Source organism: Cupriavidus taiwanensis LMG 19424, assembly GCF_000069785.1.
GTDB classification, from domain to species: domain Bacteria; phylum Pseudomonadota; class Gammaproteobacteria; order Burkholderiales; family Burkholderiaceae; genus Cupriavidus; species Cupriavidus taiwanensis.
The window spans coordinates 1,679,886-1,706,718 of sequence record NC_010530.1 but is presented as its reverse complement, the minus strand read 5'-3'; the positions used below and the strand labels follow the sequence as shown (position 1 = coordinate 1,706,718).

The following is a 26,833-nucleotide window of genomic DNA, read 5'->3' as shown; positions in this document are numbered from 1 at the left end:
GCGCACCGCTGGTTCAGTCGCCGCTGGCTGCGGCCGGCCGGGGCCGCTCGGCCATGGTCTTCGGCTGCCACGAGACCGCGATATCGCCCGCCATGAAGGTCTGGCATGCCAGCCGGAATCCATCGGCCAGCTCGGCTTCGGTCAGCAGCTTCCTTTCCTTCGGCTTGACCGCATCGGTATGCTCGCGGCCTTGCTCGATGCGGCACTTGCAGGTGCCGCACAAGCCGCCGCCGCATTTGAACGGGATGCCGCCCTGTTCGCGCAGCGATACGCGCAGCAGGTTGCTGTTGGCCGGTGCACTGACGGTCTTGCCGTGGTTGGTGAGGAAGGTGATCTGGATCATGGCGATAAATGCCTGGCGTGCAGGTGTAAGGCTTCAGGGCCGGCCGTCCACGGCAACCGGCACGGGGACGAGGGTAATGTCCATGCTGCCGAAGCTGGCCAGCTGGCGCAGCGCGTCGCGGGCGGCATCGAGCGTGGCGTACTTGTCGAGGAATCGGGTCGACACCAGGTTGACGACGCCGGGCGGCGTGTCTTCCCGTATGCGGACCTTGGTATCGGCGGCCAGCTCGGCAATGACGAAACGGGCGGTGCGCTTGCCGTAGAAGACGTAGTCATAGGCCTCGACGGCCGTGATGCCGTCGGTGGGTTCGGTATGGAACTGGCCGGGGCGGCTGGTCAGCAGCACGAACATGTCAGGCTCCTGCGCTCGCCCCGGCCAGCGCGGCAGCGGCCGGCACATCGTCCTGGGCCAGTTCGATGTCATGCTCGATCCACAGCTGGCAGGTCAGCCGGTAGCCCTGTTCGAGCCGCTCGCCAAGCTGCTTCTTTTCCTTCCAGTTGGGCGGCGGCAGGTGCTCCGCGCCGGCGATCACGCGGCACGCGCACTTCGAGCATTTGCCCATGCCGCATTCGTAGCGCAGGTTGGGGTAGGGGAACTGCCGGATGCCGGCGCGGACCACCAGGTTGGTCCTGGGACCGACCTCGTCGGTAAAGGTCTGGCCGAGCTTGTGCAGGGTGACGGTTGGCATCGTTATCTGGGCAGAGGTCACGAAACAGGTCAGGGAAAATCGTTGCGGTGCGGCGTCGCTACGACCACAACACCATCGCCGCCACGGTGGAGCAGGCCAGCCCGATCAGCACGGGGATCAGCAGCGCGCGCACCGCCTCGAGCACCGGCACGCGGGCAAAGCCGGCCACCGCGATCAGCGACGACCACGCCACCAGCGTGCCGCCGCCGGTCCAGACCGCGCCCATCTGCCCTACCGCCGCCAGCGTGGCGGGGTCGAAGCCGACCACCGGTCCCAGTGCACCGGCCAGCGTGCCGGTCAGCGGCAGGCCGGCGAAGCCGGAGCCGTCGATGCCGGTGATCATGCCGACCAGCAGTACGCCGAAGGCGACCAGCATGTGGTTGTCGGGAATCAGGTGCTGGTAGGCCTGGATCAGCTCGAACAGCAGGCTGGGCGCCTTGCCCGGCGGCAGGCCAAGGATGTGCGCCGCGGTCTCGCCGGCGCCGACGAAGAAGAAGCCCGCGATCGGCAGCACCGAACCCATGGCCTTGAAGGCGAAGACGAAGCCGTCGGTGATGTGCTCCGGGCAAACGTCCAGCATGCGGCGCGGGCCCTCCGCGGCCAGCGTCGCCAGCATCATCAGCACCGCGGCAACCCCGCCCACAAGCGCGGCCGCGTCGCCGCCCTTCAGGTCTTGTACGCCGGCGCCCAGCTTGGGCAGCACCATCACGGCGACCACGGCGAGGAAGGCCAGCGGCGTCACGATGGCAAAGCACTTGGACCACTTCACCCGCCGCTGCGCGACCATCAACAGGCTGGCTTCGATATTGCTGTCGGTGGCCAGGGGTTCGGCATGGGCGGTGCCCTTCGCGATCTCGGCCTTGTCGAAGGTGATGCCGCCATCGATCGCTTCGGCGCTGCCGCCGGCGCGTGCCTGCCAGCGGTCGAGCAGCGTGCCGCAGGCCGGCACGATGTGCTTGCGCATCGACAGGTAGGCCAGGCACAGCGCAATGCTGCCGGTAATCAGCGACAGCGCCAGCGCGCGGTCGGCCACCACCGCGGCGCTGACCGCCGCGCCGGCGGCCTTGGCGCTGATGCCGGGCGCGACGCCGATCACATAGTCGGACGACAGCGCCATGCCTTGTCCGGCGATGGCAATCGCCATCGCCCCCGCCAGCGGCGGCAGTCCGGCTGCGATCGCGGCCGGCAGCAGGATGGCCGACACCAGCGGCACCGCAGGCGTCGGCCAGAAGAACAGCGAGATCAGGTAGGTGATGCCCGCCAGGATAAAGAACGCGGAATGCCCGTTCTTCATTACCACGCGGAAGGGCTCGACCATGCGGATGTCCGAGCGCAGCGTCTTGAGCGCATTGAGCAGCGCCGTCATGAAGGCGATCACCAGGAAGATGTTGAACAGCTCCCGCGCGGCGACCAGGCTGGCCGAAAACACCCCGGCCAGCGCCGACACCGGGCTGCCGGTCAGCGCAAACACCACCAGGGCGGTGCCGACGATCGACGGGACGACAACATTGGCGCGCAGGATCATCGTCAGCACGATGACTGCTACCCCTGACAGATAGATCCAGTGCGCGGCACCGATCACGACTTGTTGTGACATGAAGACTCCCTGGGGGCGGAGGGGGTTGGGGGGCGGTTTCACCGGACTGCGTTGGTCCGTGTCGGTATACTATATTCCAGCGCTGTTTGGCGCCAAGCGTTTTTTCATTGGGATTAACGCGCATGCCGGAACGGTGCAGTGGCCCGCAAAACCGCACATTTATTGGGATTTCCGGCTGTTGCATGCCATATGGTGGTGCGTCGGCCTGGCCATGAGTTGCCGTCGCGCCATATCAGCATGTAGACTGTATACCAATATGGTTCAATTCCCACCGGGAATGCGTGCAAGATGGGCGGGGCGCACAGGCGACGTCCCGTTAGCGCGCCCGCCGTCCCGCCGCCATGCTTTTTCCGGACCCCATGACCGACGCCATGCCCGCTACATTGCTGTCGCTGCTGCCCCCGGGCCTTTCCGCTCCGGACTACCTGTGGATGGGCGCGCTCATCCTGGCCGGCGCCTGCCTTCAGGGCGTGGGCGGGATTGGCTTTGCCATGCTGTGCGCGCCGCTGGGCGCGATCTTTTTCCCGGAACTGGTGCCGGGGCCGCTGCTGGCGATGGGTTGCTGCCTGTCGCTGATGGGCGCGCTGCGCGAGCGTGACGCCATCGTCTGGCCTGTCGCCGGCTTTGCCCTGGTGGGACGGGCGCTCGGCGGCGCGGCGGCGGTGCTGACCATCGCCTGGCTGGCGCCCGGGCCGCTGTCGGTGCTGTTCTCGCTGTCGATCCTGGCCGCGGTGGCGCTGAGCCTGCTTGGCTGGCGCCTGCTGCCGGGCGCTCGCAATGTGGTGATCGCCGGCACGCTGTCCGGGTTCATGGGAACCATCACCTCGGCCGGCGCTCCGCCGTTCGCACTGGTCATGCAGCACATGCCGCCGGCGCCGATGCGCGCGACCATGGGCTGCATCCTCTCGGGCGGGGCGGTGCTGTCGCTGGCCATGCTGACGCTGGCCGGGCGCTTCGGCATGCCGCAACTTTTGCTGGCACTGTCGCTCGCTCCGTTCCTGCTGGCCGGCTTCGCGCTGTCGAACCGGCTGCGCGGGCGCGTTTCCGCCAGCACCGTGCGCCGCTTGCTGCTGGGCTTGTGCGCGGCCGGCGCGCTGGGCGTGCTCGGCCGCGCGGCGTTTGCCTGAGGGGCGGCGCAACGCTTTCGGATATCCCGGTTTTTCAGATCAACCCACCAGCGGAGTTTCCATGCAGCACATCTCAGACGCCATGATCGATGCCCATGTCACCCCGGAAGCGGCCCTCGAGGTCATGGCGTCGGCGTTTTCCAGCTTCGGGCGCGGCGATGCCGCAATGCAGGCGCGGATCCGCACCGAGGCCGGGGGCGTCAAGCTGTCCACGCTGGGCGCGGTGATCCCCACGCAGGGCGTGGCCGGGGCCAAGGTCTACACCACCATCAATGGCCAGTTTTCCTTCGTCATCCTGATCTTCTCCACCGACGACGGCCGCCCGCTGGCTTCGTTCGACGCCGGCGCCATCACGCGCCTGCGCACCGCCGCCTGCACCACGCTGGCGGCGCAGCGGCTGGCCCGCGCCGGCGCGCGCACGCTGGCCTTGTTCGGTGCCGGCACGCAGGGCGCGCAGCACGCGCGCCAGCTCAGCGCCGCGCTCGGGCTCGAGCGCATCCTGGTGTCAGACCCGCACGCCGACGCCGCCATGCCGGAACGGCTGTCGGCGCAGTGCGGCATCCCGGTCGCGCTGGCCGAGCCGGATGCCGCGGTGGCCGAGGCTGACATCATTGTCACCGCCTCGCGCGCGACCACACCCCTGTTCTCCGGTGCGGCCATCCGTCCGGGCGCCTTCGTCGCCGCCATCGGCTCCAGCCTGCCCCACACGCGCGAACTGGACGACACCGCACTGCGCCGCGCCGCCGCCGTGGTGGTGGAGTGGCGCCCGCAATCGACGCGCGAGGCGGGCGATATCGTGCTGGCCGGTCCCGGCGCGCTGCCGCCGGAAAAAATCGTCGAACTGGCCGACGTGGTCATCGGCAAGGTGTCGCCGCGGCAGCGCGATGACGACATCGTGATCTACAAGTCGGTCGGCGTGGGGCTGGAAGACGTCGCCTTGGCGGGATACGCGTGGTCGCGTATCGCGGGCGAAGCGGATCGCCGTGCTGGCTGACGCCCGCCGCCTCGGAAGTCTCGGGTAAACACTGACGTGGATGAGTCAACAGAGCCCTTGTCGCCCCCGAGGAACTGTATATAGTATACAAACATGCCGGGACACACCGAAGCCAGCTTTCCGGCATCCCCACCCATCGCATCGCCTCACACCGACAACCAGGAGCCCGTCATGGCCGAACTGATGAACCGCGAAGCATTCCGAGCCGCCCTCGAACAAGCGATCAAGGGCAAGAGCGCCAACCAGGCACCGTTCAGCGTGGCCTGGGCCAGCGGCAAGCTGACCCGTGCCCATCTCGCGCGCTGGGCCGAGAACCACTACCACTACGTCGGGCCGTTCGCGGATTACCTGGGCTACATCTATGCGCGCACGCCGGATCGCTACACCGAGGCCAAGGACTTCCTGCTGGCCAACATGTACGAGGAAGAGATCGGTGGGGACCGCCACACCGACCTGCTGATCCGCTTTGCCGAAGCCTGCGGCACCACGCGCGAGCGCGTGATCGACCCGGACAATATGTCGCCCACCACGCGCGGCCTGCAGAGCTGGTGCTACGCAGTGGCGATGCGCGAGGACCCGATCGTCGCCGTGGCCGGCCTGGTGGTGGGGCTGGAATCGCAGGTGCCGTCGATCTACCGCAAGCAGACGCCGACGCTGCGCGACAAGTACCAGTTCACCGACGAAGAGGTCGAGTTCTTCGACCTGCATATCGTCTCGGACGAGATCCACGGCGAGCGCGGCTACCAGATCGTGCTGGAGCACGCCAACACGCCGGAACTGCAGCAGCGCTGCCTGAAGATCTGCGAGATCGGCGCGCAGATGCGGCTGCTGTACACCACCGCGCTGTATCACGACTACGTCGAGAAAGAGCTGCCGCTGCCCGAACTCGACATGGCTGCCTGAGCGCCGTCACGCAACGGGATCGACGATGACCGTATTCCTGAACCATATCGACGGCGAATGGACCGCCTGCCAGTCGGGCCGGACCTTCGACAACATCAACCCGGCCGATACCGCGGACCTCGTGGGCCGCTTCCAGGCGTCGTCCGCGGTGGACGCGCACGCGGCCGTGGCGGCCGCGGCAGCGGCCTTTGCCGGCTGGAAAAAGACCCCGGTCGGCAAGCGCGCCGCCATCCTCAACCGCGCGGCCGAGCACCTGGAGGCCAACGCCGACAGCATCGCCGCCGAGCTGACCCGCGAAGAGGGCAAGGCGCTGGCGCTGGCGCGCGACGAGGTGCTGCGCTCGGCCCAGACGCTGCGCTTCTATGCCGTGGAAGGGCAGACCTTCACCGGCGAAGTGTTTCCGAACGACGATCCCGACCAGCTGGTTTACAGCCAGCGCGAGCCGCTGGGGGTGGTGACGGTGATCGCGCCGTGGAATTTCCCGGTATCGATTCCCGCCCGAAAGATCGCGCCGGCGCTGGTGACCGGCAACACGGTGGTGTTCAAGCCGTCGTCCGAGGCGCCGCTGTCCGGCTACCGGCTGGCCGAGGCGCTGGTCAAGGCCGGGCTGCCCAAGGGCGTGCTGAACTTCATCACCGGCAGCGCCGCCGAGATCGGCGCAGCCATCACGGAGGCGCCGGCGGTGCGCGCGATCTCGTTCACCGGCTCGTCGCGCGCGGGTGAGCAAATCCATCGGGCGGTGCCACTGACCACCCGCACGCAGATGGAACTGGGCGGCAAGAACCCGCTGATCGTGATGGAGGATGCGGACCTGGACCGCGCTGTCGATCTCACCATCAAGGGCGGCTTCTCGCTGTCGGGTCAGGCCTGCACCGGCACCAGCCGCGTGCTGGTGGGCGAAGCCGTGAAGGCGGCCTATACCGAACGCCTGCTGGCGAAGGTCGCAACGCTCAAGGTCGGCAGCGGCATGGCGCCGGGCATGGATCTGGGGCCGCTGGCCTCGCAAAAGCAGCTGGAAACCGTGCTGCGCTACATCGACATCGGCAGGTCCGAGGCGACGCTGCTCTGTGGCGGCATGCGCCTGACCGGCGGCGATTTCGACAAGGGCTACTACGTCGCGCCGACGGTATTCACCGACGTGACGCAGCAGATGCGGATTGCGCGCGAGGAGATCTTCGGCCCGGTGATCGCCATCCTCGGCTTCACCGACTACGCCGACGCCATCGCCAAGGCCAACGATACCGAATACGGTCTGGCCGCGGCCATCGTCACCAGCAACCCGCGCTACATCCACCACTTCGCCAGCGACATCGAGGCGGGCACGGTCAAGATCAACCGCACCACCACCGGCAACCTGGTCAACGCACCGTTCGGCGGTGTGAAGCGGTCGAGCACGTCGACCTTCCGCGAATCGGGCCGCACCGGGCTGGAGTTCTATACGCAGGTCAAGACCGTCTACCGGGGCGCATGAGCCCGTCCCGCAGCAAGGAGTCATCGTCATGAAGAAAGCCATCAAGCTGGAACTGCGCGAAGCGCGCCACATGGTTGCCGCCGCGATCCGGCGCTCGGAAGAGATCGGCGTGCTGGAATCGATCTGCGTGGTCGACGAGGGCGGTTATCCGCTCGCGCTCGAGCGCATGGACGGCGCCCGCATCACCGGGCCGCAGATCGCGTGGAACAAGGCGTTTACCGCTGCGGGCCACAAGCGCTCCACGCACCTGTTCACCACGCCGCCGAACGGCCCGGCGCTGCCGGGCAACGAGGCCTTCGGCATCCAGTGGAGCTTCGAGGGCAAGTTCGCCGCTTTTGTCGGCGGCTTCCCGATCGTGGTGAACGACGAAGTGATCGGCGGCATCGGCCTGTCCGGCGGCAACGGCGAGCAGGACACGCAGGCTGGCCTGGCGGCACTGCAGGCGCTGGCCGAACTGCTGGCACCGCAGGACCTGCGTGTGCTGGTGCAGGCCGACATCAAGAAGTAAGCGCGCTCGCCGGGAGGTTCCATGTCATACCGCATCCAGGTCGCCGAAACGGAGCAGGTTTTCTTTGTCGAGCGCGGCGAGACGCTGCTGCAGGCCGCGCAGCGCGCCGGCGTTGCCTTGCGCCACGACTGCCAGCTGGGCGGCTGCGGCACCTGCCGCATCCGCTTGCTCGACGGGCAGGTGCGCTATGACGAGGAACCGTTCGGCCTGGCCCCCGACGAGGCCGCCGCCGGTTACGCGCTGGCGTGCCAGGCGCAGCCGCAGGCCGACCTGGTCATCAGCACGGCGCGCGACGACGAGGCCTGCGCCGAACCGGCGCGACATCGCGCGGTGGTGCGTGCAGTGCGGCCGCTGTCGGCCGACGTCTTGCACGTCGAACTGGAGGTGCCCGGCGCGGGTACGCTCGACTACCGGCCGGGCCAGTACCTGAAGCTGCTGAGCAGCGAAGGCCTCGCGCGCAGCTTCTCGATGGCTTCGGTGCCGCGCGACGGGCGCATCGACCTGCACGTGCGGCGCATTCCCGGCGGCGCCTTTACCGACGGCATCCTGCCGCGCATGCGCGCCGGCGATGCCATCGAGGTCGAGTTGCCGCTGGGCAGCTTCTTCTACCGCGCGCGCGACTACCGGCCGCTGCTGATGGTGGCCACCGGCACCGGACTGGCACCGATCAAGGCGATCCTGGAATCGCTGATGGACGATCCCGACTGCCCGCCGGTGTCGTTGTACTGGGGCATGCGGCAGGCGCAGGACCTGTACCTGCACGGCGAGATCCCGGCCTGGGGGGACCGGCTCTACGACTTCCGCTACGCGCCGGTCCTGTCGCGCGCCGGCGCGGACTGGCAGGGCAGGCGAGGCTATGTGCATGACGCGGCGCTGGCCGACCTGGGCGACCTGAGCGAATACGCCATCTACCTGTGCGGCTCGCCCGACATGATCCGTGACGCGCGTGCGGCCTTTATTGCGCATGGGGCGAGCCCCGACCACCTCTACGCCGACAGCTTCACGTTCCAGCACCCTTGTTAAGACATGGCGGTATGGCATAAATGGCTGGTATACAATGACGCCAGCCTCTCTGCTTACGCCTCTGCCGACCCATGTCCCTCACTCCGTCTTCTGCCGCGCCCGCCGAGCCGCTGAGCCTCGGTGCCAGCCACTCGCCGCTGTTCGCCCTTGTCACCGACAAGCTGCGCGAAGGCATCCTGAACGGCAAATATGCCCCGGGCGAACGGCTGGTTGAGAACAAGCTCTCGGCGGAACTGGGCGTATCGCGCATTCCGGTGCGCGAGGCGCTGCGCGCGCTCGCCAGCGAAGGGCTGGTGGTGATCGAGCCGCGCCGCGGCGCGACCGTGGCCAGCCTGTCGCCGGTGATTGCGCGCGAGATGGTCGAAGTGCGTGCCACGCTGGAGGGCCTCAACGCCAAGCTCGCCGCGCAGCGGCGCGACCCGGCGCTGGTGGCGGAGCTGGAAAACGTCTTGCGGCAGGGCATGGAGGCCGCGGCGCAGGGCCGCGCGGATGAACTGCTGGCGCTCAATACGCGCTTCCACGAAGTGCTCGGCACCATCGCGGCCAACAGCGTGCTGCAGGAAATGATGCGTTCGCTGCGCGAGCGCACCGCTGTGCTGTTCGGCCCGGCCAACGTGGTGCGCGCGCGCCAGAACTGGGACGAGCATGCGCAGATCCTGCAGGCGGTCATTGCCGGCGACGCCGATCTCGCGGCCCTGCTGGCCGCGCGCCATGTCTACAGCGCCGCCAAGGCGGCCGACCTGCCAGTGGACGGGCAGGGCAGCGCGGCGCAAGCGGCCTGAACGCCCCGGCTGGACTTGATGCACGCCCGCAGGGCACGGCGTGCCCCGGTATGACGCAGTGCACCAATTTAGTGTATACTGTAGTCATTCAAGGTCACGAGATTTGCCATGCAGTCGTCCGAGCAACGCTATCTTTCCCAACCCATCGGCCAGCAGTTGTTGGGCCACTTTGCCGCGCGCGATGCGGTGCGCCACGCCATGCCGCTGGTACCGCTGCGGTGGCGCGATATCGGCCGCTTTTTCCTTGCGCTGGGCGGCCGAGCGCCACGCCGCGGCCATTGCTGAGCCGCACTGACTAACGCGCGACGCGGCTGCCGTCGCGCGGCCCCGCTGTTCCCTCCTTGCTGCCTGGCACGCGTCCTGCGGGCCATTCTCCCTGTCATCCAAGCATCCCCGAGCGCCGCCGCACGGTGTTCTTCGCGCGCATTCTCCTTGCGCTGTGCTCGATTCGGAATATAGTATACCAACGCAGTCGAAACACGCCTGAGCCCCTCATACGCCCCCACCGCGCCGAACGCGCGCGGATCACGACAAGGAGCCGATGTGAACCTGCCGGACTGGACGACTGGCGGCTTTCCGCCGCTATGGGAGGTGGCGCAGCGGCTTGCCGCTGGCACGGTGTCGTCGGAGCAACTGGTGGATGCCTGCGAGGCGGCGCAGCGGCAATGGCACGGCATCATCAACGCGCTGGTGCTGTCGGATTTCGACGCGGCCCGCGCTGCGGCGCGCGACAGCGACCGGCGCCGCCGTGGCGGGCACGCACGCGGCGTGCTCGACGGCGTGCCGTTCTCGGTCAAGGAGTCGTTCGACGTTGCCGGCTGGCCCACCACCTGCGGCAATCCGGCGCTGCGCGGGCACGTGGCCGGGCGCGACGCGGCGGTGGTGCAGCGGCTGCGCGATGCCGGCGCGATCTTGCTCGGCAAGACCAATGTCCCGCTCGGCCTGCGCGACTGGCAGAGCTACAACGCGATCTACGGCACCACCCGCAACCCGCACGATCCGGCGCGCACGCCGGGCGGCTCGTCCGGCGGCAGCGCCGCGGCGGTCTGCGCCGGCCTGTCGTTTTTCGACGTGGGTTCCGACATCGGTTCGTCGCTGCGCAACCCGGCGCACTACTGCGGCATTTTCTCGCTCAAGCCGAGCCACGGGCTGGTGCCGCTGGCCGGCCACGGCACCGGCGCCGCACGCTTTGGCGAGCAGGACATCAATGTCGCCGGCCCGCTGGCGCGTAGCGCGCGCGACCTGGAGCCGGTATTGCGCGTTATCGCGGGCCCGCACGGTGACGACGCACTGCCTTATCGCCTGCAGTGGCCGGAATGCCCGCGCCGCAAGCTCGCCGATTTCCGCATCGCCGTGCTGCCCACCCATGCCCAGGCGCCAGCGGACGACGAGGTCGCCGCGCAGATCGAGAAGTTGGGCCAGTGGCTGGCGGAGCAAGGTGCCCACGTCGGCTGGCATGAACGGCCGGACTTCGACGCCGGCGAACTCTGGCATGCCTACGTGACGCTGCTGCGCGCCACCACCTCGGTCCACATGGATGATGCGGCCTTCGCCGATGCGCTGGCCCGCAGCGCCACCGCCACCGCTGGCGAGCGCGACTACGCGGCCCTGCAGTACACCGGCGCAACGCTGTGCCATCGCGACTGGCTGCGCCTGCAGGTCACGCGTGAGCGATTTGCCGCCGCATGGCGCAGCTTCTTCACCCGCTACGACGTGCTGCTGTGCCCGGCCGCCGCCACCACGGCGTTTGCGCTCGACGAGGCCGGCGAGCCGTGGCAACGCACGCTCACCGTCAACGGCCGCCCGCAGCCGATGACCACGCAGTTGTTCTGGGCCGGCCATTCCGGGCTGTGCGGCCTGCCTTCCGCGGTGGCGCCGATCGGGCCCGGTGCCGGTGGGCTGCCGGTCGGCGTGCAGATTGTCGCCGGCCGCTACCAGGATCTCACCGCCTTGCGTTTTGCCTGCCTGCTGGAGGAAGCAGGCTACGCCTACCGGACGCCAAGGCTGCCGCAGTCCTCGGCGCACCACAACTGACCACAACCAACCACAACACATCACACACCACAGGGGAGGGGATCATGTTCGATTGGTTCCGTGATTTGTCGCGCATGGAGCGCAAGGGATTCTATGGCGCGTTCCTGGGGCATGCCGTCGACGTGTTCGACTTCATGATTTATTCCTTCCTCATTTCCACGCTGCTGGGGCAGTGGGGCATGAGCAAGTCGACGGCGGGGGCGATCGTCACCTGGACGCTGGTGTCATCGCTGGTCGGGGCCATCGGCGCCGGCATCCTGGCCGACCGCTATGGCCGCGTGCGTGTGCTGCGCTGGACCATCATCGTGTTCGCGGGCGCGTGCTTCCTGTGCGGGCTGGCGCAGTCGCCGGAGCAGCTGATGGTGTTCCGCATGATCCAGGGGCTGGGGTTCGGCGGCGAGTCGTCGCTTTGCATGGTGCTGGTGACCGAGATGATCCGCAACCCGGCGCACCGCGGCAAATATTCGGGCTTTACCGCGAGCAGCTATTCCTTCGGCTGGGGCGCGGCGGCGATCGTGTATGCCATCACGTTCAGCGTGCTGCCGGCCGAGACCGCATGGCGTGTCTGCTTCTTCCTCGGCATCCTGCCGGCCCTGGTGGTGATCTACCTGCGCCGCAACCTGGAGGAGCCCGAGATCTTCCTGAAGAGCCGCGCCGCCGGCAACCACGGCTCGGCGCTGGCGGGGCTGGGCCGGCTGTTCCGCGGGCCGCTGCTGGCCAAGACGCTGCTGTGCAGCCTGCTGTCCGGCGGCATGCTGGGGGCCTACTACGCCATTGCCACGTGGCTGCCCACCTTTCTCAAGACCGAGCGCGGCCTGTCGGTGTTCGGCACCAGCTCGTACCTGACGGTCACCATCATCGGCTCACTGGCCGGCTACGTGGCGGGCGCCTATGCCACTGACCGCTGGGGCCGGCGGCTGACGTACATCGTCTTCGCGGCGGGCGCGTTTATCGCGGCGCTGGTCTACATGGTGATCCCGGTATCCAACACCTCCATGCTGTTCCTGGGCTTCCCGCTTGGGGTGCTGATGCAGGGCGTGTTCGCCGGCATCGGCGCAACCATCGCCGAATCCTATCCCAACGATATCCGCGCGACCGGGTACGGCGTCTCCTACAACGCCGGCCGCGTGATCGGATCGCTGTTTCCGTTGTCGGTGGGATGGCTCAGCTCGGGGCACACCTCGCTGCCGACCGCGATCGCGATCGTCGCGGGGGTAGGCTATGCGATGGTGGTGGTGGCCGCGGCACTGCTGCCCGAAACCACCGGCATGGACCTGGAGCAGGCTGGCGGCGGTGGCGGCAAGGAAGACACCGCACCGCTGGCGCGGCCGGCGGGGACGGTGGCCTGACAGCAAGCGGAGGACGCTGCCGGCGCCTCAGCGCAACCACGCCGAAAGCGCCGGCAGCATCAAGCTCACCCCGATCCCGATCAGCACGCCAAACGCCACGCGCCGCGTCGTGGTCGGCGAGAACGGCGGCGGAAAGCGCCGGCCCAGCAGCGTGGCGATCACCACTACCGGCACCCCGACCGCGGCCTGCAGCCAGATCGCGGCATCCAGCTGCCCTTGCCAGGCAGAGAACAGCGTGCGCACGGACGAGGTTACGGTGAAGACCAGGATCAGCGCGCAGCGGATTTCCACCGGCTTCATTGGCTGCCGGTAGAACTGGAAGATCAGCGGCGGCCCGGAGACGCCGAACATGCCGCTCAGCAGGCCGCCGAAGACGCCGCTCATGAAGAAGCTGCCGTCGCCGGAGCGTTGCGGCAGCGGCTCGGGTCTGAAGGCGGCGCTCAGGCCGCCGTACAGGATCACCGCGCCCAACAGCAGCTGCAGCAGCGTGGCGGCGGTGCTGCTCAGGTATTCGAGCACCAGCACGCCGACCAGCACCGAAGGCAGGATGCCGATCGCCGCCGCGCCCACGGCGCGCCAGTCGATATGCTGGAACTTGCCGGGCAGCGCGCAGGCGCTGTTGGCCAGCGTCACCAGACTGACCACGGCGGCGACGGTGGCCACCGGCGCCAGACCCAGCCCGCTGGTGGCGCCCATCACGATCATGCCGAGGCCAAAGCCGGTCACCGTCTGGAAATAGGTGCCGGCACCGAGCAGCGCTTGCAGGCACAGCAGCGGCAACAACAATTCTGCCTTCATGCCGCCGCCTGCTCGCCCTTGGGTGCCTGCGCCGCGGTGGCTTGCGCCTGGACCACGGTGACGGCGATCACATGGAACACGTCGTCGGCGCTGCAGCCGCGCGAGAGGTCATTGGCCGGCTTGTTCAGTCCCTGCAGCATCGGGCCGATGGCCTTGGCGCCGCCGACGCGCTCGGCCAGCTTGTAGCCGATATTGCCGGCCTCCAGGCTGGGGAACACCAGCACGTTGGCGTGGCCGTTCACCTGCGAATGCGCGACCTTGCGTGCGGCGATCTCGGCGACGATGGCGGCATCGAGCTGCACGTCGCCGTCGATGGCCAAACCGGGGCGCTGCGCGCGTACGCGCTCGGTGGCGGCCACGACCTTGTCCACGGCGGCATGGTGGGCGCTGCCGCTGGTCGAGAACGACAGCATCGCCACGCGCGGCTCGTCGTTCAGCAGGGCGCGCGCGCTGTCGGCGGCGGCCATGGCGATATCGGCCAGGGCCTCGGCATCCGGGTCGACCACCAGTCCGCAATCAGAGAAGATCAGCCCGCCCTTGAGCGTGTGGAAGGGCTCGCACAGCATCATCAGGAAGAAGCTCGACACCAGCCGGAAGCCCGGCGCCAAGCCGATCAGCTGGATCGCGTTGCGCACGACGTCGGCGGTGGTGTGGGCGGCGCCCGCGACCGAACCGTCGGCATGGCCCAGCCTCACCATCAGGTTGGCAAAGGACAGCGGGTCCAGCACGGCGCGCTTTGCTTCGTCCAGCGTCATGCCCTTTTTCTGGCGCAGCGCGAAGAGCTGCTGGGCGAAGGACGGCGTCAGCGCCGAGGTGGCGGGGTCGACCAGCGTCATGCCCTCCAGCGCAATGCCGTGGATGGCCGCGGCGGCATTGATCTGGCGTGGGTCGCCAACCAGCACGATACGCGCGATGCCTTCCTGGACGGCGCGCTGCGCGGCCTGCAGGATGCGCGGGTCATCGGCCTCGCACAGCACGATGCGGCGGGGCGCGGCGCGGGCGCGGTCGATGATGCGGAGGATGGGTTTCATGGTGGGATGGGCTCTGTAAAACGGAAAAAAGGGCCAGCGCCTTGCGCTATGCCCTTGGTGTTCTCCCCTCTCCCGCTTGCGGGAGAGGGGCCGGGGGAGAGGGCAGGCGCTCGCCATGCCGAGGCGCTTTACTTCATGGATGCGCCGGCCCTCTCCCCAACCCTCTCCCGCAAGCGGGAGAGGGAGCACACCACCAGCTAGCGAGATGCACTAGCGGGATGCAATGCGCCGATCAGACGTAGTCCTTGTACTTGTCCAGGTAGCGCACCGGCTTGGCCAGCGCATCGCGGCGGAACGGGTCGCCCAGTTCACGCGTGCACATGATCTCGATGATCGTGGTCTTGCCATGATTCATCTGCAGGTCGATGGCGCGCTTCAGGGCCGGGCCGACGTCTTCCAGGCGGTCCACCACGATGCCTTCGGCGCCCATGGCCTTGGCGATGCCGGCGAAGCTCTGGTTGTCGAGCTCGCCCGCGACGAAGCGGCGGTTGTAGAAGTCCACCTGGTTCTTCTTCTCCGCGCCCCACTGGCGGTTGTGGAACACCACCGCGGTCACCGGGATGTTGTGGCGCACGCAGGTCATGGTTTCCATCAGGCTCATGCCCCAGGCGCCATCACCGGCATACGACACGGCCGGGCGGTGCGGTGCCGCAACCTTGGCGCCGATGATGGTGGGGAAGGCGTAGCCGCAGTTGCCCCAGCTCATCGCCGCGAAGAAGCTGCGCGGCTTCTCGAAGCGCAGGTAGCTGTTGGCCACCGAGTTGATATTGCCGATGTCGGTGGACACCATCACGTCTTCCGGCATGGCCTTTTCCAGCTCGCGCAGCACCTGGCGCGGATGCAGGTAGTGGCCGCCGGTGGGCGTGCGCTCGTTCTTCTGCTCTTCGATCATGTCCAGGCTGTACGGGTCGCGCTCGTGCGTCCAGTCGTCCAGCTCCTTCTCCCAAGCCGCCTTTTCGTTTGCGATCTCGGTGGCGCGGCCGTCGCGGGTGGCGTCGCAGGCCAGCGTGCGGCCGGCCAGGCGCTGGGTCAGCGCGATGGCGGCAGCCTTGGCGTCGCCGCAGATGCCCACCGAGATCTTCTTCACCAGGCCCAGCATCTTGTGGTCGGCATCGATCTGGATGATCTTGGCGTTCTTCGGCCAGTAATCCATGCCGTGCTGCGGCAGCGTGCCGAACGGGCCCAGGCGCGAGCCCAGCGCCACCACCACGTCGGCGCGCGAGATCAGCTTCATCGCCGCCTTCGAGCCCTGGTAGCCCAGCGGGCCGCACCACAGCGGGTGGCTGGCCGGGAACGAGTCGTTGTGCAGGTAGCTGTTGACCACCGGTGCGCCCAGGCGCTCGGCCAGTGCCTTGCATTCCTCGATGGCATCGGCCATCACCACGCCGCCGCCCGAGATGATCACCGGGAACTTGGCGTTGGCCAGCAGCTCGGCCGCTTCGTTCAGGCTCTGCTCGCCGCCGGGGCCGCGGTCGAGGTGCTGCGGCTTCGGAATCTCGGCGGTGATCTTGCCGTAGAAGTGGTCGCGCGGGATGTTCAGCTGGGTCGGGCCCATTTCGGCCTTCGCGCGGTCGAAGCAGCGCGCGGTGAATTCGGCCATGCGCGCGGGGTTGGTGACGTGGCCCTGGTACTTGGTGAACTCCTGGAACATCGGCAGCTGGTTGGCCTCCTGGAAGCCGCCCAGGCCGATGCCCATGGTGCCGGCCTCCGGCGTGACGATCACCACCGGGCTGTGGGCCCAGTAGGCGGCGGCGATCGAAGTCACGCAGTTGGAGATGCCGGGACCGTTCTGGCCGATCACCACGCCGTGCCGGCCCGACACGCGGGCGTAGCCATCGGCCATGTGGCCGGCGCCTTGCTCATGCACCACCGGGATCAGGCGGATGCCTGCCGGCGCGAAGATGTCCATCGCGTCCATGAAGGCAGAACCCATGATGCCGAACATGTCGGTCACGCCGTTGGCGGCCAGCGTTTCGACGAAGGCTTCGGACGGGGTCATGGTTTGCGGGCCGGCCGGCACCTGGGCGTCCTTCGCGGCGGCCGAGCCACCGGAAACGGCGGGATTCGAGGTGGTTTCGAGGTCGCGCATGGCGTTGTCTCCTGATGAGGGTGTTATAAAGTGGAACAAGGCGTTCCGGAAAATTGCCTGTTGGGGGAAATGTAGGCGGAAGACTTCTGTTGGTCAATAGAAAGTTTTGGTTTACGGAATGAAAACGATGAAAAATTGAGACAAACTGCATTATCGAGTGGTGTATGAGGCGCTTCGGACGCAAAAATGGACGCGGACGTGCGGCAGCCACTGGTGGGCAAGCCCTCAAGCGGCGGCAGCGGCGAGACGTTCGGGATGTCGATGGGGGCAGATCGCACCGGGAACCGGTGCGGCCCACGCGCGGGCAGCTCAGTGGACGAAGCCGCCCTTGACGAAGCGCACCGGCTCGTCGTCCATGCGCAGCAACAGCGCCGTAAGGCCGTCTGCGCCGGGGGAGGGGGCGCGTTGGCTGCCGGCCGCCGGGCCGGAGACGCAGACGAGGTCTGCGTCGGACCAGGCCCGGCCCGGGGTGCCGCGGGCACGCAGCCAGCCGGCGCGGTCGGCTAGCAGTTGCGTGCCGGCCAGGCGGGCGGGCGCCTGGCCGGAGATTGCCGCGACGGCCTGCCAGGCATGCGCGGAGGCCGCAGTGCAGCCGGCCCGGAAGCGCGGCACCTGCGCCGGCGGGCGGCCGTCGGCCGTGACCAGCACGGTCAGGAAGCGGGGATCTTCGAACGGCAGCGCGCTGGCGCCGTCGACGGCCACCAGCCGCACGCGCTGCCCACCGCGCCATGCGGACAGGGCCACTGGCGCGGCGCCGGCGCAGCGGACCGCCATCTCGGGCAGCTGCAGCGGCACCGGCCAGTTGCCGGCGCTGCCGCTGCCGGCCGACAGCGCCTTCATGTAATCGATCACGGCCCAGGCCTCGCCGTCGCCAAGCCGGTCACGGAAGGCGGGCATGGTGGGCTGCCCGTGCCGGTCGCGCATGCCGGCCAGCACGTGCCAGAACAGCTCGCCGTCGGCGCGCCGCGCCAGCAGCGGGCCGGCCAGCGTCGGCGGCCATACCGCCAGGCTGGCGGCGAGCGGCCCTTCGCCGCGTCCGTCGGTGCCGTGGCAGGCGGCGCAATGCTGGGCATAGACGCGCGCGCCGAGGGCAATGGTGTCGACGGAAAAACGCGCCGGGCTGGTGTGAAAGCTGGTGGGCGCGGCCGGCACGAACAGCAGCGATACGCTGGGCCACGGCGCAGCCACCAGTGCCAGCGCACCGGCGGCGAGCAGCACGCCGCGGCGGCGGCGCCAGGCCAGGGCCAACGCCACGGCGAGCACGGCAACGGCCAGCGCGCACAGAGTCAGGCCGAGCTGGCGTGCCAGGCCGAGGTCGATCAGCAGGGTCTCGCCGGCCACGCGCCATGTCCACGGCCAGGCGGGCTGGCCATGGCTGTCGCCGGTCAGGCCCAGCGCATGCCACAGCGCAAGCAGGCCGCGCTGCAGCGCCTCGATCAGCACCAGCAGCGCATTCAGCCATGCCTGCGGCGGCGGGCCGCTCATCGGGCGGTCCGCGTGGAAGAGTACGGCGCCATGCCTGCCATTACCAGCTGGCGTCGAGCCCCAGGTGACGCAGCGCCTCATGGCGCAACGCGGTCAGCCGCGGGTCGCCGCGATGGCGTGGATAGGGCAGGTCGACCCGGATTTCGGCGGCAATGCGCGCGGGGCGCTGGCTGAAGACGATGACGCGCTGCGCCAGGAACAGCGCCTCTTCCACGTCGTGCGTGACCAGCAGTGCCGAGAAGCGCGAGCGCTGCCACAGCTCTACCAGGTCGCTCTGCATGGCCAGCCGCGTCAGCGAATCGAGCTTGCCCAGCGGCTCGTCCAGCACCAGCAGCCGCGGATCGTTGACCAGCGCGCGCGCCAGCGCCACGCGCTGCGCCATGCCGCCGGACAACTGGTGCGGGAAAGCGCGCGCGAACGATTCCAGCCCGACCCGGCGCAGCGCGTCGTCGACGCGATGGCGCTGCTGCGCGAGGATGCCCTGTGCCTGCAGACCGAGCGCGACGTTGTCCCATACGCGGCGCCACGGATACAGTGTGGGATCCTGGAACACCACGATGCGCGAAGGATCCGGCTGCGCAATGGGCACGCCGTCCTGCAGGATTTCGCCGGAGGTGGGCTGGTCCAGGCCCGCGACCAGCCGCAGCAGCGTGGACTTGCCGCAGCCGCTGGGGCCTAGCAGGGCGACGAATTCCCCCGGCGCGACGTTGAGGCTGACATCGTCAAGAACCTGCAGCCGCTCGTTGCCATGACCGAACCAGTGGCTGACCTGCCGGATATCGATACGGGCGCCGGCCAGTACGCCCGAGTCTTCGCTGCCCGCCGCGTCAACTCCGTTCTCTCGCTTGCGGGAGAGGGGAGCCTTCTTCAAGCGCGGAAAGGACCCCGAGGCTTTCAACCGCTCCACCACACTCACCATTTCACCGTCCCCTTCTGCCACGACAGCACGCGGTCGCGCGCGGCGAACAGCAGCGTAATCACGCCCGAGAACAGCAGCGCCATCACGATCAGCGCCGCATACATGTTCACGTACGAGGCCCAGCCCTGGGCCCAGGTCAGGTACCAGCCGAGGCCCGACTTTACGCCCATCATTTCCGCGGTGACCAGCACCGAGAATGAAGCGCCGAGGCCCATGAAGAGGCCAACGAATACCTGCGGCAGCGCCGCGGGGATCGCCACGCGCAGCACCAGGAACCAGCCCGAGGCGCCCAGCGTGCGTGCCACGTCGTAATAGCTCTTGTTGACGCCGGCCACGCCCGACCAGGTCAGCACCGCGACCGGGAACGCCGTGGCCAGCGCGATCAGGAACACCGCGGCGGAATAGCTCGACGGGAAGAAGTAGAACGTCAGCGGCAGCAGCGCAGTCGAGGGCAGCGGCCCCAGCACGCGCAGCACCGGATGCACCCAGTAGCCGATGCGCCGCGACCAGCCGATCGACACGCCCACCAGAAAGCCCGCCAGACCGCCATACCCGACGCCCAGCCCGAGCAGCTTCAGTGTGTTCAGCGCACTCTCGCCCAGCCGCGGCCAGTCGTCCGCATACACCTCGATCAGCGCCTGCGGCGGCGCGAAGAACGGCGTGGGCAGGATCGCGGTCTTGGCGGTCAGGATTTCCCAGGCCGACAGCGCGACGGGCAGCGCCACCAGCCACGGCCCCGCAGCGCGCAACGCGGCCAGTGGACGTTGCGCTGTCCGGGCGCGCTGGCCGGCCAGCGCCACCACGGCGAGCACGGCCGCGCCCGCCAATGCCGCGATGCCAAGCTCCGCGGTATACGCCCAGTCGCTGAAGCCCACTGCCTGGTTGGGCCATTGCCACGTCAGCGCACCAAACGCCGCCCACGCCAGCGCGGCGAGGATGCCAGTGGCCCACACCGGGCTGGCGTGGCGGGATGCGGCGTCGCTTGCGTACGCTGCGGGCGCAGCGGAGGACGGGCGCCCGAGACCGGGCTCGAGCGCGCTTTGGCTTGTGGTCATGGCATTACCCCAGCACGTTGGCGTAGACGTGCTGCGCCAGGCGTTTGGCATCGGTGGACTTCTTCAGCACGCCGATGCGGCGGAAATCGTCGGCATAGAACGCGATCTCGTCGCGCAGGTCGACGCCGGTGGGGTGGTGGGTGTAGGTCAGCGTGGCGTAGAGCTTGCGCAGGTCGTCCGGATTGATCTTGGGCGAGTACCTGGCAAACACCTTCGCGGCTTCGTTGGGATTCTCGTTGACATAGTCGGTGGCCTGCACGATGGCGCGCGCCAGCGATGTCGCCGCGGGGCGGTCGTTGCGCACCAGTTCGCCGCGCGCGCCGACCACGCAGCAGACCTTGCGCGCGTACTCGCCGGTGAGGTTGGTGGCCAGTTCCACGTAGGCGCCGTTGGTGCGCTTTTCCAGCAGGTAAAGATTGGGGTCGCCGTCGGCGATGGCCTGGATCTCGCCCTTGTCGACCGCCACGCCCAGCAGGTCGGCCGGGTACTGGCGCCAGGTGACGTCCTTGTCCGGGTCGATGCCGTGCTTGGCCAGCAGGATGGTGAAGAAGTGCTTGCCCGGCGCCGCCAGGTCGCTGACGCCGACGGTCTTGCCCTTCAGTTGCTGCAGCGTGGTGACGCCCGCGGCCTTCGATCCCACCAGCCGCACGCAGCCGCCGTGCGAGCTGCCGATGATCTTGACGTCGAAGCCGGCTTCGAGCGGCTTGAGCCAGCGGTGGATCATGCCGACCGCGGCGTCGGCCTTGCCCGTTGCGATCGATTCCAGCAACTGGTCGGTCGAGCCGCTGTAGTTGATCAGGTCGACCTGCAGGCCGTTCTTCTCGAAGAAGCCTTTCTCCTGCGCCACCACCACCGGCGTCAGGCAAAAGGAATTCTGGTTCCAGGCAAAGGTCAGCTTGCGCGGCGCTGACCAGGCCTGCCGGCCCAGGATCAGCGCCGGGGCGGCCACCGCCGCGGCGCCGGCAAGCCGCAATACGCGGCGTCGGCGCGGGTCGGCATGGTTGCTGTGGTTCTGGCTCATATGGGATTCCCGTCTTGGTGTTGTGGTGCAGTGGAGTGGTTGCACTCAGGCAGCCTGGCGCTGCGCCCCTTGTGCGGCGTCGTGCTGCGCCACCAGGGCGCGCACGCGCGGGATCAGCTCGCGGCCGTAGTCGATGGCGTCTTCCAGCGGATCGAAGCCGCGGACCAGGAAGGTGGTGACGCCCAGCTCGTAGTAGGCCAGCAGCGCCTGCGCGACCTGCTCGGGCGTGCCGACCAGCGCGGTGGAGTTGGAGCGACCGCCGGTCTCGCGCGCGATCGCGGTCCACAGGCGCTGGTCGACGCGGTCGCCCCGCTCGGCCGCCGCCAGCAGGCGGCGCGCCCCCTCGCTTTGCTGCGGCCCGCCGCGGCTGTAGCCGGCCTGTACGCGCAGTGCGCGGGTGCGTTCGAGGATGCGGTCGGCGCGGGCCCAGGCCTTGTCCTCGGTATCGGCCAGGATAGGGCGGAACGATACCGAGAAGCGCACCGTGCGGCCGTGCCGCGCGGCTTCGGCGCGCACGCGCGCGGTCAGCTCGCGCACCTGGTCGAGCGACTCGCCCCACAGCGCGTAGACGTCGGCATGCTTGCCGGCGACCGCCAGCGCGGCGGCCGAGGCGCCGCCGAAATAGACCGGCACGTGTGGCTGCTGCGCCGGCTTGACCTCCGAGAAGCCCTGGGTAAAGCGGTAGAACTCCCCTTCGTGGTCGAACGGCGTGGTCTCGGTCCAGATGCGGCGCAGGATGTGCAGGTACTCGTCGGTACGCGCATAGCGCTGGTCGTGGTCGAGGAAGTCGCCATCGCGCTGCTGCTCGCTGTCCGAGCCGCCGGAGATCACATGCACGCCCAGGCGGCCGCCGCTGAACTGGTCGAGCGTGGCAATCTGGCGCGCGGCCAGCGTCGGCGCGGTAAAGCCGGGGCGGTGCGCCAGCATGAAATGGATGCGCTCGGTCACGCTGGCGGCGTAGGCGATGGTCAGCGTCGCCGATGGCCCGGTGGAGTGGTGCGGCACCAGGATGCGGTCGAAGCCGGCCTGTTCATGCGCCTGGGCAAACGCGCGCACGTAGTCGCGATCGATCACCGGACCTGAGGGCGGATGGATTTCGGATTGCTTCTGGCTCTGGATCATGCCGATGAAATCGACGCTCATATGCGTTCTCCTGGAAGTCGGTGTCGGATTGGATTGGGGCTGAGGCAGAAAGTACGACAGCGGCGCGGCTGCGCTAACGAATAAAAACGACGCTCCATATTCAATAAGCATCGTTTTCGCCGGGCTACGACGGCGCTACGCTAGGCGGCATTCGATGCGCACCGCGCGCTGATTTTTTTCCGGAGTCCTGTTCCATGTCTTCGACGTCTGCCCTGCGCCGGCTGCCCGGCAGCGATGCGCGCCTTGGCGAGGTGCTGGCCGCGCTGTCCGCGCGCTTTGCCGGCGATGCCGGCGCGCACGATGCCGCGGCCAGCTTCCCGCACGACAACTTTGCGCAGCTGCATGCCCATGGCCTGATCGCGCAGGTGGTGCCGCGCGCGCACGGCGGCGGCGGGGCGGGCCTGGCGCAGGCGCGCCGCATCGTGGCCGCGCTGGCCGGCGGCGACGCCGCGACCGCGCTGGTGCTGACCATGACCTATCTGCAGCACCGCGCCATCGCCCGCGCCGATTCGCACTGGCCGGCGGCGCTGCGCGAACAGGTCTTCGCCAGCGCCGTACAGGAGGGCGCGCTGATCAATTCGCTGCGCGTGGAACCGCAGCTGGGCTCGCCCGCGCGCGGCGGCCTGCCGGCCACGGTGGCGACGCGCGTGGCCGACGGCTGGCGCGTCAGCGGCCGCAAGCTGTACAGCACCGGCATCCCCGCCTTGCGCTGGCTTGCGGTGTGGGCGCGCACGGACGAAGTCCAGCCGCGCGTGGGTGTGTTCCTGGTGCCTGGGCCCGCCGCCGGCATCGCCGGCGTGCGCATCGTCGAGAACTGGAACCACCTGGGCCTGCGTGCCTCCGGCAGCCACGAGACCGTGCTCGACAATGTCTGGATTCCGCCGGACCACGCGGTCGATATCCGTCCGCCCTCGGCGTGGGCGCCGGCCGGCGCCAGCCAGGCGGACCTCGACGCCAACGCCGACCAGCAGGCCTGGATGGTGGTGCTGCTGGGCAGCCTGTATGACGCGGTGGCGCGCGCGGCGTCGGCCTGGCTCAATGACTTCGTGCGCGAGCGCGCGCCCGGCAGCCTCGGCGCGCCGCTGGCCACGCTGCCGCGCGTGCAGGAGGCCGTCGGCGAGATCGCCGCGCTGCTGCGGGTCAACCAGGTGTTGCTCGACGATGCCGCGGCGCGCACCGACGCGGGCGAGCCGCCGGCCATCGCCGACAGCGGCCTGCTGAAATTCACCGTGACCGGCAATGCCATCCGCGCGGCGGAACTGGCGCTGCAGCTGTCGGGCAACCATGGGCTGAGCCGCAACCACCCGCTCGAGCGCCACTATCGCGACGTGTTGTGCAGCCGCATCCATACGCCGCAGAACGATTCGATCCTGCTCGCCGCCGGGCGCGCGCAGCTTGGCATGTAAAGCGCTGCCGCGCCTGCCGTGCTATGTTTGCAGGGCCAGCGCCCCGCAGAGGGCCGCATGGCCGGCCCCCGCCGGCAACCACAACGAGACACTCCGGAGCATTCCCATGGGCAGTTCCCCCGATCCCGACGCGCTGGCGCCGCTGCGCGATTTCATCACCGGCCTGGCCACGCTGCTCGACCAGCATCCCGACGAGCCCCGCATCCTGCGTGAAGGCGGGGCCTTGCTGGCAAAGCTGGTGGCGCGCGATGACTGGCTGCCCGAAGCGTGGGCCCGGCCGCACCCCGAGTACTACCAGCAGCACCTGCTGCATTGCGATTCCGCCGAGCGCTTCTCCATCGTCAGCTTTGTCTGGGGGCCGGGCCAGCGCACGCCGATTCACGACCACACTGTATGGGGCCTGATCGGCATGCTGCGCGGCGCCGAAGACGCGCAAGCCTTCGCGCTCGATGCCGCCGGGCGCCCGGTCGCGAGCGGCGCGAGCGTGCGCCTGCTGCCCGGGCAGGTGGAAGCCGTGTCGCCGTCCGTGGGCGATATCCACCGCGTCAACAACGTCTACGACGACCGCGTCTCGGTCAGCATCCATGTCTACGGCGCCAATATCGGCGCGGTGCGCCGCTCGGTCTACGCCGAGGACGGCACCCGCAAGCCCTTTGTCTCCGGCTATTCCAACCAGACCCTGCCCAACCCGTGGGACCGTTCCCGCGAACTTGCCCAGTCATGAGCACCGTACCCGCTACGCCGGCCGCGCCGGCCTTTCCGACGGTTTCGCCCGAGGCCGTGCGCAACGCCCTGCGCAACCGCGAAGAGATTGCGCTGATCGACGTGCGCGAGGAAGATCCCTTCGCGCAGGCGCACCCGCTGTGGGCCGCCAACTTCCCGCTGTCGCGGCTGGAGCTGGACGCGTGGGCGCGCATCCCGCGTCGCGATACGCTGGTCGTGGTCTACGGCGAGCATGCCGGCACTGACCTGGCGCCACGCGCGGCGGCGGTGCTGCAAGGGCTGGGCTATACCCGCGTGCATCTGCTGGAAGGCGGGCTGCGTGCGTGGATCGACGGCGGCGGCGAGGTGTTCCGCGACGTCAACGTGCCGAGCAAGTCGTTCGGCGAAGTGGTGGAAGCCGCGCGCCATACGCCGTCGCTGGCGGCCGAGGAAGTGCAGGCACTGATCGACAGCCGGGCCGACGTGGTGATCGTCGACGCGCGCCGCTTCGACGAGTACCAGACCATGAGCATCCCCACCGCCACCAGCGTGCCGGGCGCCGAGCTGGTGCTGCGCGTGCGCGAGCTCGCCCCCGATCCGCGCACGCGCGTGATCGTCAACTGTGCGGGCCGCACGCGCAGCATCATCGGCACGCAATCGCTGGTGAACGCGGGGATCCCCAACCCGGTGGCGGCGCTGCGCAACGGCACCATCGGCTGGACCCTGGCCGGCCAGCAACTGGACCATGGCGCCAGCCGCCGCGCCCCGGCCGCGGTCAGCGACGCCAATCGCGACAGCGCCCGCCGCGGCGCGCGCGAGATCGCCGACAGGGCCGGCGTGCGGCGCATTGCGCTGGCGCAGCTGGACACGCTGCAGGCGCCCGGTCGCACCGTGTACCGCTTCGATGTGCGCACGCCCGAGGAATTCGCCGACGGCCACCTGCCGGGCTTCGCCAACGCGCCGGGCGGGCAGCTGGTGCAGGAGACCGACCACAGCGCGCCGGTGCGCGGCGCGCGCATCGTGCTGGCGGACGATGACGACGTGCGGGCCGGCATGACGGGATCCTGGCTGGCGCAGATGGGCTGGGAGGTGTGGGTGTTGGAACCGGTGGCTGCATCGGCGCGCAGCGAAACCGGTGCGGTGTCCGCGCAGGGGCCAGCGCCGGCGCCGGTAGCCAGCGTCGGCACGGCGCAGCTGGCCGCGTGGCTGGATGCCGGCGACGGCAGCACCGCCGTGCTGGATTTCACCACCAGCGCCAACTACGTCAAGCGCCATATCCCGGGCGCGTATTTTGTCATTCGCGCCCAGCTGGCCGACGCGCTGGCCCGCATCCCGCGGCCGCGGCGCTACGTGCTCACCTGCGGCACCAGCCTGCTGGCGCGCTTTGCCGCCGCCGACCTGCGGCGCCTGACCGATGCGGAGGTGTTGGTGCTGGAAGGCGGCACGCAGGCGTGGATCGGCGCAGGGCTGCCGCTGGAGAGTGGCGAGACGCGGCTGGCCTCGGACCGCACCGACCGCTATCGCCGCCCCTATGAAGGCACCGACAACCCGCGCGAGGCGATGCAGGGCTACCTGGACTGGGAATTCGGCCTGATCGCGCAGCTGGAGCGCGACGGGACGCATGGGTTCAGGGTGGTGTAGGGCGGCTGCATGATATGCAGTGACGCTGCATATCATGCAGCGACGCAGCCGTTCTGCATCGCTGCAAGGCCTAGAGCCGCAGCAGCAGGCGCATGGCCTCTTCCACCTTGCGCAGGTGATTGGCCGCCAGCGTCGCCACCGGGCGGCTGCCCAGGAAACGGCGATTGGAGATTGCGCGGACCTGGTCGATCAACAGGTCCGTTTCACAGGCCAGGCCCGGCAGCTTGCCCAGCGCCACGCGCAGCGGAAAGCAATCCTCGATTTCGATCTGCGATGTCCCGGGTACGACAATGGTGGTTGGATGCCCGGCGTCGTTGAGCAGGTCGGTCTGCAATACCAGCGCTGGCCGGTTGCGCTTGGCCGGCTCTTCCCGGTGGGTCTGGGGGTTGAGATCGACCTCCCAGATCTGTCCCCGCTTCAGTTCAATCAAGGCCGTCTCCGGCCGCGCCGTCCATCTCTTCGTTGGCAGCGAGGTGCTTCCCCGATAACTTGCGGGACAGCATCGCAATACGGTTGGCCATCTCGCGCTCATTCTTCTCGCGAACGGCGTCGCGGATGTAGTCCGACGTTTTCTGCCCTGCCGCCATGGCCAGCGCGCGGGTTTGCTCCGCCAGGTCTTCGCCTGCGCGGAATGACAGGGTCGTGCCTTGCATAAGTGGCTCCGACAATGGGTAATACGCGAGTATAGCGCTCATTTGTCACCTGTTCCTGTATTACAAAATTG

At 68.8% G+C, this 26,833-nt stretch carries 27 protein-coding genes; 13 read left to right on the top strand and 14 right to left on the bottom strand.

Features of this window, described 5'->3' with window-relative positions:
• Window positions 1-13: 13 nt before the first annotated feature.
• The 4 genes from RALTA_RS23270 to RALTA_RS23255 are packed head-to-tail and all read right to left on the bottom strand — an operon-like array spanning window position 14 to window position 2,628.
• Window positions 14-343: a 2Fe-2S iron-sulfur cluster-binding protein gene (locus tag RALTA_RS23270; RefSeq protein ID WP_012356396.1), complete on the bottom strand. Its 330-nt coding sequence runs from the start codon at window positions 341-343 to the stop codon at window positions 14-16.
• A 33-nt stretch (window positions 344-376) separates the two neighbouring features.
• Window positions 377-694, bottom strand: coding sequence for a hypothetical protein (locus tag RALTA_RS23265; protein ID WP_012356395.1), 318 nt, complete (start codon window positions 692-694; stop codon window positions 377-379).
• Window position 695: 1 nt separating this feature from the next.
• On the bottom strand, window positions 696-1,031 hold the full coding sequence (locus RALTA_RS23260) for a 2Fe-2S iron-sulfur cluster-binding protein (protein WP_012356394.1): 336 nt from the start codon (window positions 1,029-1,031) through the stop codon (window positions 696-698).
• A 58-nt stretch (window positions 1,032-1,089) separates the two neighbouring features.
• On the bottom strand, window positions 1,090-2,628 hold the full coding sequence (locus RALTA_RS23255; RefSeq protein WP_012356393.1) for a hypothetical protein: 1,539 nt from the start codon (window positions 2,626-2,628) through the stop codon (window positions 1,090-1,092).
• Window positions 2,629-2,987: 359 nt separating this feature from the next.
• Between RALTA_RS23255 and RALTA_RS23250 the strand changes: the two genes are divergently transcribed.
• The 10 genes from RALTA_RS23250 to RALTA_RS23205 all read left to right on the top strand — a co-directional run bounded on the left by RALTA_RS23250 (window position 2,988) and on the right by RALTA_RS23205 (window position 12,819).
• Window positions 2,988-3,755, top strand: coding sequence for a sulfite exporter TauE/SafE family protein (locus RALTA_RS23250; RefSeq protein WP_050976559.1), 768 nt, complete (start codon window positions 2,988-2,990; stop codon window positions 3,753-3,755).
• A gap of 61 nt (window positions 3,756-3,816) precedes the next feature.
• The gene (locus RALTA_RS23245; protein WP_041232589.1) at window positions 3,817-4,749 is read left to right on the top strand and encodes an ornithine cyclodeaminase family protein; all 933 of its coding nucleotides are present in this window, start codon (window positions 3,817-3,819) and stop codon (window positions 4,747-4,749) included.
• A 171-nt stretch (window positions 4,750-4,920) separates the two neighbouring features.
• Window positions 4,921-5,652: a TenA family transcriptional regulator gene (locus RALTA_RS23240; RefSeq protein WP_012356390.1), complete on the top strand. Its 732-nt coding sequence runs from the start codon at window positions 4,921-4,923 to the stop codon at window positions 5,650-5,652.
• Window positions 5,653-5,677: 25 nt separating this feature from the next.
• A complete protein-coding gene (locus RALTA_RS23235) occupies window positions 5,678-7,123 on the top strand; it encodes an aldehyde dehydrogenase family protein (RefSeq protein ID WP_012356389.1) in 1,446 nt (481 codons plus the stop codon).
• A 28-nt stretch (window positions 7,124-7,151) separates the two neighbouring features.
• Window positions 7,152-7,631, top strand: a complete 480-nt coding sequence (locus RALTA_RS23230; protein WP_012356388.1) for a GlcG/HbpS family heme-binding protein — start codon at window positions 7,152-7,154, stop codon at window positions 7,629-7,631.
• A 21-nt stretch (window positions 7,632-7,652) separates the two neighbouring features.
• Window positions 7,653-8,654: a 2Fe-2S iron-sulfur cluster-binding protein gene (locus tag RALTA_RS23225; RefSeq protein ID WP_012356387.1), complete on the top strand. Its 1,002-nt coding sequence runs from the start codon at window positions 7,653-7,655 to the stop codon at window positions 8,652-8,654.
• Window positions 8,655-8,725: 71 nt separating this feature from the next.
• Entirely contained in the window at window positions 8,726-9,436 is a 711-nt protein-coding gene (locus tag RALTA_RS23220) for a GntR family transcriptional regulator (RefSeq protein ID WP_012356386.1), read from the top strand.
• A 108-nt stretch (window positions 9,437-9,544) separates the two neighbouring features.
• The gene (locus RALTA_RS30665) at window positions 9,545-9,721 is read left to right on the top strand and encodes a hypothetical protein (protein ID WP_012356385.1); all 177 of its coding nucleotides are present in this window, start codon (window positions 9,545-9,547) and stop codon (window positions 9,719-9,721) included.
• Window positions 9,722-9,979: 258 nt separating this feature from the next.
• Window positions 9,980-11,470, top strand: a complete 1,491-nt coding sequence (locus RALTA_RS23210; RefSeq protein WP_012356384.1) for an amidase — start codon at window positions 9,980-9,982, stop codon at window positions 11,468-11,470.
• Between the two features lie 44 nt (window positions 11,471-11,514).
• Window positions 11,515-12,819 carry an MFS transporter gene (locus tag RALTA_RS23205; protein ID WP_012356383.1) on the top strand — a complete coding sequence of 435 codons (1,305 nt, stop codon included), beginning with the start codon at window positions 11,515-11,517 and terminating at the stop codon, window positions 12,817-12,819.
• Window positions 12,820-12,846: 27 nt separating this feature from the next.
• Here the strand turns inward: RALTA_RS23205 and RALTA_RS23200 are convergent, their stop codons facing one another.
• From RALTA_RS23200 to RALTA_RS23165, 8 genes are all read right to left on the bottom strand, one after another.
• The gene (locus RALTA_RS23200; protein ID WP_012356382.1) at window positions 12,847-13,617 is read right to left on the bottom strand and encodes a TSUP family transporter; all 771 of its coding nucleotides are present in this window, start codon (window positions 13,615-13,617) and stop codon (window positions 12,847-12,849) included.
• Window positions 13,614-14,648, bottom strand: a complete 1,035-nt coding sequence (gene pta / locus RALTA_RS23195; RefSeq protein WP_012356381.1) for a phosphate acetyltransferase — start codon at window positions 14,646-14,648, stop codon at window positions 13,614-13,616. The genes RALTA_RS23200 and pta overlap by 4 nt, the downstream gene beginning before the upstream one ends.
• A gap of 232 nt (window positions 14,649-14,880) precedes the next feature.
• On the bottom strand, window positions 14,881-16,647 hold the full coding sequence (xsc, locus tag RALTA_RS23190; protein ID WP_041232799.1) for a sulfoacetaldehyde acetyltransferase: 1,767 nt from the start codon (window positions 16,645-16,647) through the stop codon (window positions 14,881-14,883).
• Between the two features lie 399 nt (window positions 16,648-17,046).
• Window positions 17,047-18,222: a c-type cytochrome gene (locus tag RALTA_RS23185; protein ID WP_012356379.1), complete on the bottom strand. Its 1,176-nt coding sequence runs from the start codon at window positions 18,220-18,222 to the stop codon at window positions 17,047-17,049.
• A gap of 40 nt (window positions 18,223-18,262) precedes the next feature.
• Window positions 18,263-19,141 carry an ABC transporter ATP-binding protein gene (locus RALTA_RS23180; RefSeq protein WP_193352071.1) on the bottom strand — a complete coding sequence of 293 codons (879 nt, stop codon included), beginning with the start codon at window positions 19,139-19,141 and terminating at the stop codon, window positions 18,263-18,265.
• A complete protein-coding gene (locus tag RALTA_RS23175) occupies window positions 19,135-20,196 on the bottom strand; it encodes an ABC transporter permease (protein WP_025584827.1) in 1,062 nt (353 codons plus the stop codon). Before RALTA_RS23175 ends, RALTA_RS23180 begins: the two co-directional genes overlap by 7 nt.
• A 4-nt stretch (window positions 20,197-20,200) precedes the next feature.
• Window positions 20,201-21,217: an ABC transporter substrate-binding protein gene (locus RALTA_RS23170; protein WP_025584828.1), complete on the bottom strand. Its 1,017-nt coding sequence runs from the start codon at window positions 21,215-21,217 to the stop codon at window positions 20,201-20,203.
• Between the two features lie 45 nt (window positions 21,218-21,262).
• Entirely contained in the window at window positions 21,263-22,360 is a 1,098-nt protein-coding gene (locus RALTA_RS23165) for an LLM class flavin-dependent oxidoreductase (RefSeq protein ID WP_041232588.1), read from the bottom strand.
• 194 nt (window positions 22,361-22,554) lie between these two features.
• Between RALTA_RS23165 and RALTA_RS23160 the strand changes: the two genes are divergently transcribed.
• The 3 genes from RALTA_RS23160 to RALTA_RS23150 all read left to right on the top strand — a co-directional run bounded on the left by RALTA_RS23160 (window position 22,555) and on the right by RALTA_RS23150 (window position 26,109).
• Complete coding sequence (locus RALTA_RS23160; RefSeq protein ID WP_012356374.1) at window positions 22,555-23,766, top strand: acyl-CoA dehydrogenase family protein; 1,212 nt, start codon at window positions 22,555-22,557, stop codon at window positions 23,764-23,766.
• A gap of 106 nt (window positions 23,767-23,872) precedes the next feature.
• On the top strand, window positions 23,873-24,490 hold the full coding sequence (locus RALTA_RS23155) for a cysteine dioxygenase family protein (RefSeq protein WP_012356373.1): 618 nt from the start codon (window positions 23,873-23,875) through the stop codon (window positions 24,488-24,490).
• The gene (locus tag RALTA_RS23150) at window positions 24,487-26,109 is read left to right on the top strand and encodes a rhodanese-related sulfurtransferase (protein ID WP_012356372.1); all 1,623 of its coding nucleotides are present in this window, start codon (window positions 24,487-24,489) and stop codon (window positions 26,107-26,109) included. Before RALTA_RS23155 ends, RALTA_RS23150 begins: the two co-directional genes overlap by 4 nt.
• A gap of 70 nt (window positions 26,110-26,179) precedes the next feature.
• Here the strand turns inward: RALTA_RS23150 and RALTA_RS23145 are convergent, their stop codons facing one another.
• Together RALTA_RS23145 and RALTA_RS23140 are read right to left on the bottom strand one after the other, a co-directional pair.
• Window positions 26,180-26,539: a type II toxin-antitoxin system PemK/MazF family toxin gene (locus RALTA_RS23145; RefSeq protein WP_012356371.1), complete on the bottom strand. Its 360-nt coding sequence runs from the start codon at window positions 26,537-26,539 to the stop codon at window positions 26,180-26,182.
• Window positions 26,532-26,762: a hypothetical protein gene (locus RALTA_RS23140; RefSeq protein WP_041232797.1), complete on the bottom strand. Its 231-nt coding sequence runs from the start codon at window positions 26,760-26,762 to the stop codon at window positions 26,532-26,534. The genes RALTA_RS23145 and RALTA_RS23140 overlap by 8 nt, the downstream gene beginning before the upstream one ends.
• Window positions 26,763-26,833 lie beyond the last annotated feature (71 nt).